A 5,047-nucleotide genomic window follows, 5' to 3' on the forward strand; every position below is an offset into this window, starting at 1 on the left:
TTTGATATTTTAAAGAATACTCCTGAACCAATAACTGTCCCCATAACAATAGCAAACGCTGAGAAGAAACCTATATTTTTTTGTAATTCTTTACCATTTGACATAATTACACCTCATTTTTAAGATTGGAAGTTTTAACCTACCACACCCTTACTTGTATCCGCGATATTTAAGCCATGTTCAATGACACCAGAAACTCTAGTTAAGTCAACGTTTCCTCCTGAAACTAATGCAACGACATTTTTACCCTCTAGCCATTTTTTATCAATTTTCCCACTTAAAATAGCTGCTGTAGGTAAAGCTCCTGCACCTTCTGTAATGATTTTGGCACGTTGCATTAAATCTTGCATTGCATGTTCTATTTCCTCTTCTGATACAAGAATAAATTCATCTACTAAATGTTTTACTACTTCGTATGTTTTTTCACCTGGTACTTTTACATCACAACCATCTGCAATTGTGCTATCTTCACGATGTTCAGTTAAAGCTCTCTTATAGAATGACTCTGCCATGCCATGCACATTTTCAGCTTGAACGCCGATTATATGAATTGATGGGTTGAATGATTTTAAAGCGGTGGCAATACCTGCAATTAGGCCACCTCCACCAACTGGAACAATGACCGTATTAACATTCCATATATCATCTAAAATTTCTAATCCTATTGTTCCTTGACCAGCCATGACAAACTTATCATCATATGGATGAACAATTGTCATACCATTTTCTTTCGCTAATTCTTCCATATAAAGTCTAGTTTCATTAAAGTTTTTACCTTTTAAAATGACTTTTGCACCATATCCTTTGGTAGCATTCTGTTTAGCAATTGGTGCTGTTTCTGGCATCACAATCGTTGCATCAATACCTAATAGTTTTGCTGTCAAAGCTACACCTTGTGCATGATTTCCGGCTGATGCGCCAATAATACCTTTAGCTTTTTGTTCATCTGACAAATGATTAATTTTATTGCTAGCACCTCTAAATTTAAATGAACCTGTAAACTGCATATTTTCAAGTTTTAAATATACGTTACCTTTAGTGATATTTTGACTTAAATACATAGATTTAATTAGTGGTGTTCGACGAATAAATGGTTTAATGCTTGCTTTAGCTTCTTCGATATCTCCTAAACTTACAATATGTGCTGTTTGTAATGTAACTGTGTTGGTTGTCATAATAATTACATCCTTCCGTTTTGTAAATTTTTAGTCCAAACTATAATGCTATATTTAAAATATTCATTTCACTCAATTTCATTTAAATTATTATCTATTCGATAACATTTAATATTTCTTTATAATCTAGGTCATGTGATGAAGCTAATCCTTGATTTGTCACTTGTCCTTGGTAAATGTTTACACCAGTACTTAAGGCTTCATTATCTTTAATTGCTTGTTCTAAGCCTTTGTCACAAATTTCTAATATATAATCAATATTTCCTTGTGCTAATGCCATTGTTGAAGTTCTTGGGACTGCTCCTGGTTGGTTTGGTACACCATAATGAATCACACCTTCTTCTTCATACACTGGATCAGAAATTGTAGTTGGTCTAATTGTTTCAATAGTTCCACCTTGGTCAATAGCTATATCGATTAATACTGAACCTTTTTTCATTGATTTAACCATCTCACGAGTAACCAATTTTGGCGGTTTCGCACCTGGAATTAAAATTGTAGAAATAAATACATCTGCTTTCTTAATTTGTTCTGCTAAATTTTCTGGTGTTGATTTGACTACTGTGACATCTTTTTCTGCATACATATCTTCAAGATATTTAATGCGGTCATCGTTTAACTCGATAATGATTACTTTAGCATTTAGTCCCAAGGCAACATTTGCTGCATTTGTTGCTGCTACGCCACCACCGAAAATCACATATGTACTACCAGGTATATCCACATTTTCATGTACACCAGTCACTAAAGTACCTTGACCACCATGTTGTGCTTCAGAGTAGTAAGCTCCCATAATTGCTGAGCGTTGACCTGCTATAGCACTCATTGGCGCTAATAATTCTGCTTTTCCATTTTTTATTATGGTTTCACCACTAATCGCAGTTACACCAACTTCTTGCATTTTTTCTACTATTTCTTTTGAAGATGCTAGATGTAAAAATCCCCAGATAATTTGATTCTTTTTGAAATATTGATATTCGCTTTCATGAGGTTCTTTTACTTTGATAACAAGATCAGCTTCCCATGCTTGTTCGTGAGTTACGATCTTAGCGCCTTCTTTTTCATACATATCGTTAGAAAATCCTGAACCAATGCCAGCATTTTTTTCAACAATTACTTTATGTCCTGCATCCGTTAACTTACGCACATTTTCGGGTGTGCAAGCTACACGTCCTTCACCTTGTTTTAATTCTTTGACTACTGCAACTAACATTTGCAACACTCCTCTTTCATTTGTGAATAATTTCACAATTATTTTATCCTTTGGTTATGAATATGTAAATACCATTAATTAATTATTCATATTTTATCTATAATTTGTTAATAAATATTTAATATATTATTCTTATTCTTAAATATTATGTGCAATTATACCACTATATTTATTTCTTATACTCCATTTGATTTATAGTTGTATTAATACATTGACTCAAAAACTAATTAATCAAATATGTTTTTTAGATTAATAAAGTTGTAACTGTACTATTTTGTAGTGTATGGTAATTTATTTGGATGAAATATAATTCTTTAAACTCTATTGATTAATCAAATATGTATCTATCAAAATTCGTCTTATTTATTCACTCTGACATATCCAAATACGCAAAAAGACTATTTCTACCTTGTATCGATAGAAATAGTCTTTTTATACTTAATTGGTTTAATTTTTCATAAAATTTTATACTTTTTTAAAAATGGGATGAAATATATTTTCCTGAAACATGTAATTCATGTTCGTTACAAATTGATAAAATATGATTAAGTGTTGTTGCAAATGACATTTTCTCAAAAAGCGATTCACTATCAATTGGTACTTGTGTGTGAATTTCAGCAAGTCGCTTCGATAAATATAGTTCATCTAAATTGTCATTAATCTTATTACGTTGCCCAGCTGATAATGCATCAATGTTTTCAACCACATTTTCAACGCTTTGATATTGCTGAATTAACTTAATAGCCGTTTTCTCACCAATTCCTTTAACACCTGCATATCCATCTGCTGTATCACCCATAAACGCTTTAATATCGATTAGTTGTTGTGGTTCAAGGGCATATTCTTCGTTAAAACGATGTAATGTATATCTATTATAAATGTTAAAACCTTTTTTAATTAGCCAGACTTCAACATTGTCATTAATACATTGCAGTAAATCTTTGTCGCCCGTAATAATATAGACATCGTTATCAGTTGAATATTGTTGTGCTAATGTACCTATAACATCATCCGCTTCATAGTTTTTAACGCCAATATTTACAAAGCCAAATTGCTCTGAAATTTCTTTAACATAATCAAATTGTGGTATCAATTCTTCTGGTGGTGCAGAACGATTTTGCTTATAACCATCAAACATATCATTTCTAAAAGTTGATTGTCCCATATCCCAACATACAGCTACATGTGTAGGGCGTATTTCATGTATTGCCGAAAAGATATGACGCACAAACCCTTGTATTCCATTTGTAGGTACACCTTGTGAATTGTACATAAATTGTTTATGAAGACTTGTAGCGTAGAAATGTCTAAATAATAGTGCCATACCATCTACAAGTAATATTTTATTAGGCATTTAAAACGTTCCTTCTTTCTTAATATAAAATAGTTTTCAGTTGTTGATGTTTATCTTTCAATTGATTGATAAGTGTTGTATCTAAATCAAATGCTAATAAATCGTTTATTTGCGTTTGAATATTAGCTTCAAAACTTTCAAATTGCGATTCAGCTTCTACAGCCATTTGCTTAACATATAATTCAAGTTGTTGCCTCAATAATCCCATTTGTGGTTGTAATAATCCTAATGTACTTTGACAAATTGATTCATGTATATCTCTTTGCCCATTTGGATTCAAAATTTTACGTTTTGTTAATTGTTTAGGCAATGCATTTAGCATATCATTGAAATCGATGTGCAATAATGGTTGCTCTATATTAGCTGATTCAAAGTTAAACTGAGGATTAACAATGACATGTAAATCTGCTAATTGTTGAACGATTGGTGCAATTTGCTTAGTGAGTTGCTTATTAAAGTATTTTTTTATACGTTCTGTAATTAAAGATTGCTCTAAAAACAATCGTTGATGAATTTGATCTAAGTATACTTTCGTAGACACTTTCTTTTCTTCATTAAAATCACTATTTTGCGTCATTTGAGAATTAAACACTGATTTAACATCGTCAAGTAGTTGTAATTTTAAACGTGCATTTAAATGATAAACTTGTTCTTCAACTTCGTTGTCTGTATGTTGTAGCGTCGCATCAATTAATTGATGTTGTAAACGCTGTTTATCTTTATAATCTGTTAACCTTTGTTGGCGACGTGAAATATCAGCTTTATTTGTTTCAAATTCTGTAATCATCTCTACATAAGAACGATCCATTTGTTGAAGCTGATGAATCATTTGTTGTTCTAAAATTGATTTAGATTCAACATCAACAAATTGTTGTATGCTTTGTTTTAATTGATCAATGCCCTTATCTTCAGCTTGCAATGCATTTCGACTTGATACAGCAAAAATGTCTGATTGTAAGTGTACTTGTCTTAATGCATCTGATACATATGTTTCAACTGCTTCAAGATCATCTTGACTTTCTGCTAAATCAGCAGCATTAATTACCATTTTAAATGCTTGGTTTTCATTCAACTGGTTCATATCTTTCATGTGTTCTATAAACGCTTTGTCATTATCAGTAAATGAATGATTAAAATAACTTACATACAATATTAAGTCTGAAGAAGTTAAAATTTGTTCGGTTTCATTTGTATGCCTTTGGTTATTTGAGTGTAGCCCTAATGAATCAACAATTATTTTACCTTTTAACCAATCATGCATTAATGCAATGTGTACTGTCTTAACAAATGTTGCATATTCATCTT

Annotated in this window: 5 protein-coding genes; all 5 read right to left on the reverse strand. The window is 31.4% G+C overall.

What is annotated here, in order from left to right:
- A partial coding sequence (locus tag IDG60_RS22140) for a hypothetical protein (RefSeq protein WP_241013339.1) occupies positions 1-104 on the reverse strand: 104 nt, incomplete at its 3' end.
- Between the two features lie 30 nt (positions 105-134).
- The gene (gene tdcB / locus IDG60_RS05780) at positions 135-1,175 is read right to left on the reverse strand and encodes a bifunctional threonine ammonia-lyase/L-serine ammonia-lyase TdcB (protein WP_000210817.1); all 1,041 of its coding nucleotides are present in this window, start codon (positions 1,173-1,175) and stop codon (positions 135-137) included.
- A 94-nt stretch (positions 1,176-1,269) separates the two neighbouring features.
- Complete coding sequence (gene ald / locus IDG60_RS05785) at positions 1,270-2,388, reverse strand: alanine dehydrogenase (RefSeq protein WP_000959424.1); 1,119 nt, start codon at positions 2,386-2,388, stop codon at positions 1,270-1,272.
- A gap of 475 nt (positions 2,389-2,863) precedes the next feature.
- Positions 2,864-3,742 carry a 5'-3' exonuclease gene (locus IDG60_RS05790; RefSeq protein ID WP_001133022.1) on the reverse strand — a complete coding sequence of 293 codons (879 nt, stop codon included), beginning with the start codon at positions 3,740-3,742 and terminating at the stop codon, positions 2,864-2,866.
- A gap of 19 nt (positions 3,743-3,761) precedes the next feature.
- A partial coding sequence (locus IDG60_RS05795; RefSeq protein ID WP_206160553.1) for a dynamin family protein occupies positions 3,762-5,047 on the reverse strand: 1,286 nt, incomplete at its 5' end.

It is taken from the genome of Staphylococcus sp. EG-SA-2, from assembly GCF_017152085.1.

What these genes read in the sequence shown, in the direction of transcription:
- tdcB (WP_000210817.1), bottom strand. Translation starts at nt 1,175, where the DNA reads ATGACAACCAACACAGTTACATTACAAACAGCACATATTGTAAGTTTA.
- ald (WP_000959424.1), bottom strand. Translation starts at nt 2,388, where the DNA reads ATGTTAGTTGCAGTAGTCAAAGAATTAAAACAAGGTGAAGGACGTGTA.
- IDG60_RS05790 (WP_001133022.1), bottom strand. Translation starts at nt 3,742, where the DNA reads ATGCCTAATAAAATATTACTTGTAGATGGTATGGCACTATTATTTAGA.